The sequence below is a fragment of the Actinobaculum suis genome (assembly GCF_900102025.1).
Lineage (GTDB): Bacteria > Actinomycetota > Actinomycetes > Actinomycetales > Actinomycetaceae > Actinobaculum > Actinobaculum suis.
On record NZ_FNAU01000026.1, the window covers coordinates 1 to 5,188 of the forward strand.

A 5,188-nucleotide genomic window follows, 5' to 3' on the forward strand; every position below is an offset into this window, starting at 1 on the left:
TTTTGGCGGCAGCGACCTACTCTCCCACGCCCTCCCGAGCGCAGTACCATCAGCGCAGGCGACCTTAGCTACCGGGTTCGAAATGGAAACCGGGCGTAACCCCACCGCTAAAACCACCGCCAAAAACCAAACACCACCAACCACACAAACACACACAACAAGTACGCGTGTGGCCGTGCTGATCTGGTAGTCAAGAATCGCATAGCAGACACAAACACCAAAACAACCGTAAAAACCATGAAAAACAATCTTTGTAGATGGTCGGTCATTAGTACCAGTCAGCTCCACCCCTCACAAGGCTTCCACCCCCGGCCTATCAACCCCGTAATCCACAGGGGACCTCACCCAAAACAAAATTGGTCGGAGAACTAATCTCGAAGCAAGCTTCCCGCTTAGATGCTTTCAGCGGTTATCCCTCCCGAACATGGCCAACCAGCAATGCCCCTGGCGGAACAACTGGCACACTAGAGGTTCGTCCGTCCCGGTCCTCTCGTACTAGGAACAGCCCTTCTCAATTCTCCTACGCGCGCAGCGGATAGGGACCGAACTGTCTCACGACGTTCTGAACCCAGCTCGCGTACCGCTTTAATGGGCGAACAGCCCAACCCTTGGGACCAACTCCAGCCCCAGGATGCGACGAGCCGACATCGAGGTGCCAAACCATGCCGTCGATATGAACTCTTGGGCAGGATCAGCCTGTTATCCCCGGGGTACCTTTTATCCGATGAGCGACAGCGCTTCCACACGCCACTGCCGGATCACTAGTTCCTACTTACGTACCTGCTCGACACGTCCGTCTCACAGTCAAGCCCCCTTATGCACTTACACTCAACACCTGATTACCAACCAGGCCGAGGGAACCTTTGAACGCCTCCGTTACCATTTAGGAGGCAACCGCCCCAGTTAAACTACCCACCAGGCACTGTCCCGAACCCGGATCACGGGCCACAGTTAGACATCCAACACGACCAGAGTGGTATTTCACCAACGACTCACTGACAACTAGCGCCACCAGATCACAGTCTCCCACCTATCCTACACAAACCGCACCAAACACCAATACCAAGCTATAGTAAAGGTCCCGGGGTCTTTCCGTCCTGCTGCGCGAAACGAGCATCTTTACTCGTACTGCAATTTCACCGAGCTCATGGTCGAGACAGCGGAGAAGTCGTTACGCCATTCGTGCAGGTCGGAACTTACCCGACAAGGAATTTCGCTACCTTAGGATGGTTATAGTTACCACCGCCGTTTACTGGGGCTTAACATCCCAGCCTCACCCTCAACAAAGAGGGATCACCAGTCCGATTAACCTTCCAGCACCGGGCAGGCGTCAGTCCGTATACATCACCTTACAGCTTCGCACAGACCTATGTTTTTGATAAACAGTCGCTTCTCCCCAAACTCTGCGACCCCCAACCCCTAGCCACGCAAAGGCAGCTTCAAGGCAAGGGCCCTCCTTCTCCCAAAGTTACGGAGGCATTTTGCCGAGTTCCTTAACCACGATTCACTCGCAAGCCTTAGTATGCTCTACCCAACCACCAGTGTCGGATTACGGTACGGGCAACCCCAAACCTAACGTCGATGCTTTTCTCGGCAGCACAGGCTCACTCTACTTCCCAACCAAAAAAGGTCAGTCACCATCAGGCCTCACCCACACGCTTCCCGGATTTACCAAAGAAACAGGCCACACCCTTAGACGTGCCAAGCCATTAGGCACGCGAAGCTACCACTCTGCGTCACACCCGTTAACACGCTTGCACCACACATCTTGGTTCCCACAAATCCACCACCCAAACCAACCCAAACAAATGGGAAGACCCAAGCAACTTCATGGCAGTTAACATCAACACGCAGCACACTTGACGGTTCAAGGCCGGTACCAGAATATCAACTGGTCACCCATCGACTACGCCTGTCGGCCTCGCCTTAGGACCCGACTAACCCAGGGCGGACAAACCTACCCCTGGAAACCTCAGTCATACGGCCGGCAGGATTCCCACCTGCCAAACGCTACTCATACCTGCATTCTCACTCGCATCCAGTCCACCAGTCATCACCAACCAGCTTCACCCCAAACACGACGCTCCCCTACCAAACAACCCCCACACAAACATGGAAGCCATCTTCACGGTTTCGGCGGTGCACTTAAGCCCCGCTACATTGTCGGCGCGGAACCACTAAACCAGTGAGCTATTACGCACTCTTTCAAGGATGGCTGCTTCTAAGCCAACCTCCTGGCTGTCAACGCAACTCCACATCCTTTCCCACTTAGCACACACTTAGGGGCCTTAACCGATGATCTGGGCTGTATCCCTCTCGACAATGGAGCTTATCCCCCACAGTCTCACTGCCCTGCTCGCCTTGCAGCATTCGGAGTTTGGCTGACATCAGTACCCACAACAGGCCATCAACCAACCAGTCGCTCTACCACCACAAAACAACACAAAACGCTGCACCTAAATGCATTTCGGGGAGAACCAGCTATCACGGAGTTTGATTGGCCTTTCACCCCTACCCACAACTCATCCCCCAGGATTGCAACCCTGGTGGGTCCGGACCTCCACACGCTCTTACACGCGCTTCACCCTGGCCATGGGTAGATCACCCCGCTTCGGGTCTAGAACACGCAACTAAACGCCCTATTCAGACTCGCTTTCACTACGGCTACCCAACAAAAGGTTAACCTCGCCACATGCCACTAACTCGCAGGCTCATTCTTCAAAAGGCACGCCATCACCCCCACAAAAAAAAGGGCTCTGACGGATTGTAGGCGCCCGGTTTCAGGCACTATTTCACTCCCCTCCCGGGGTACTTTTCACCATTCCCTCACGGTACTATCCACTATCGGTCGCAATGGGTATTTAGCCTTACCAAGTGGTCTTGGCAGATTCACACGAGATTCCACGAGCCCCGCGCTACTCGGGCACACACCAACGCAGCCACACCAGTTTCATCTACACGGCTATCACGCACTACGGCAGGCCATCCCAGACCCTTCAACTACCAGCACGGTTTATCACTACGCTCCCCCACGTCGGCAAGGGAAAAGGCACGCCCCACAACCCCCCGCACGCAACACCCGACGGCTATCACACGCACAAGGTTTAGACTCCTCCGCTTTCGCTCGCCACTACTCACAGAATATCTCTTCCAGCAGGTACTAAGATGTTTCACTTCCCCACGTAACCACCCACCACCTATCAATTCAGCAGCAGGCGACCCACAAAAAGCAGGCCAGGTTCCCCCATTCGGACACCCTCGGATCAACGCACGCAAGCCAACTCCCCGAGGCATATCGCAGGCCACCACGTCCTTCTTCGGCCCATCACACCAAGGCATCCACCGAACGCCCTAAAACACCTACAAAAACACAACAAAACACAGAAATTACAGAAAAATGCTCGCATCCACTATACGATTCACAACCACCACACCAACACCACACAACCCACACCAAACAAACAATGCGAGCCACGCAGGCAGCACGGGCACAAGTACCCAAGAGCCCAACAGCATGCCAGAAAGAAAAACCCCGATCGCAAAAAACAAACCCCACACAAAAAACAGGACACCAACACAGCACCCCAAGCGCAGGAAACCCCTTAGAAAGGAGGTGATCCAGCCGCACCTTCCGGTACGGCTACCTTGTTACGACTTCGTCCCAATCGCCAACCCCACCTTCGACCGCTCCCCCCAAAAAATGGTTAGGCCACGAGCTTCGGGTGTCGCCAACTTTCGTGACGTGACGGGCGGTGTGTACAAGGCCCGGGAACGTATTCACCGCGGCAATGCTGATCCGCGATTACTAGCGACTCCCACTTCACGAGGTCGAGTTGCAGACCCCGATCCGAACTGAGACCGGCTTTCAGAGATTCGCTCCACCTCACAGTATCGCAACCCACTGTACCGGCCATTGTAGCATGCGTGAAGCCCAAGACATAAGGGGCATGATGATTTGACGTCATCCCCACCTTCCTCCGAGTTAACCCCGGCAGTCTCCCGTGAGTCCCCGGCCAAAACCGCTGGCAACACAAGACAAGGGTTGCGCTCGTTGCGGGACTTAACCCAACATCTCACGACACGAGCTGACGACAACCATGCACCACCTGTACACCACCAAAAAAGCTACCCCATCTCTGGAATATCGCAATGTATGTCAAGCCTTGGTAAGGTTCTTCGCGTTGCATCGAATTAATCCGCATGCTCCGCCGCTTGTGCGGGCCCCCGTCAATTCCTTTGAGTTTTAGCCTTGCGGCCGTACTCCCCAGGCGGGGAACTTAAAGCGTTAGCTACGGCGCAGAACCCCGGAAAAGGACCCCACACCTAGTTCCCAACGTTTACAGCATGGACTACCAGGGTATCTAATCCTGTTCGCTACCCACGCTTTCGCTCCTCAGCGTCAGTAATGGCCCAGTGACCTGCCTTCGCCATCGGTATTCCTCCAGATATCTGCGCATTCCACCGCTACACCTGGAATTCCAGTCACCCCTACCACACTCAAGCCTGCCCGTACCCACTGCACGCGCGAAGTTAAGCCCCGCGTTTTCACAGCAGGCGCAACAAGCCGCCTACAAGCCCTTTACGCCCAATAATTCCGGACAACGCTCGCGCCCTACGTATTACCGCGGCTGCTGGCACGTAGTTAGCCGGCGCTTATTCAGCACATACCCTCAACCCACCCCAAGTGCGAGCCTTGTTCTGCACCAAAAGAAGTTTACAACCCGAAAGCCTTCATCCCCCACGCGGCGTCGCTGCATCAAGCTTCCGCCCATTGTGCAATATCCCCCACTGCTGCCTCCCGTAGGAGTCTGGGCCGTATCTCAGTCCCAATGTGGCCGACCACCCTCTCAGGCCGGCTACCCGTCAACGCCTTGGTAGGCCATCACCCCACCAACAAACTGATAGGCCGCGAGCCCATCCCCAACCGAAAAAACTTTCCAACCACCCCCATGCGAGGACAGAAGAATATGCAGTATTAGACCCAGTTTCCCAAGCTTATCCCACAGTTGAGGGCAGGTTACCCACGTATTACTCACCCGTTCGCCACTCGAGCACTCCAATCAAAAAAGAAAGAAGCCTTTCCGTTCGACTTGCATGTGTTAAGCACGCCGCCAGCGTTCGTCCTGAGCCAGGATCAAACTCTCCACAAAAAACAAAATGCAAAGAGCCCAAAACGACTCCAAAAAAA

3 rRNA genes are annotated in these 5,188 nt (G+C 54.7%); all 3 read right to left on the reverse strand.

The features are described 5' to 3' along the window. Positions 1 to 3: 3 nt before the first annotated feature. Positions 4 to 121, reverse strand: a 5S ribosomal RNA gene (rrf, locus tag BLT47_RS08680). A gap of 128 nt (positions 122 to 249) precedes the next feature. Then, positions 250 to 3,366, reverse strand: a 23S ribosomal RNA gene (locus tag BLT47_RS08685). Between the two features lie 240 nt (positions 3,367 to 3,606). Next, positions 3,607 to 5,150, reverse strand: a 16S ribosomal RNA gene (locus tag BLT47_RS08690). Together the 16S, 23S and 5S rRNA genes form the textbook arrangement of a ribosomal RNA operon. Positions 5,151 to 5,188 lie beyond the last annotated feature (38 nt).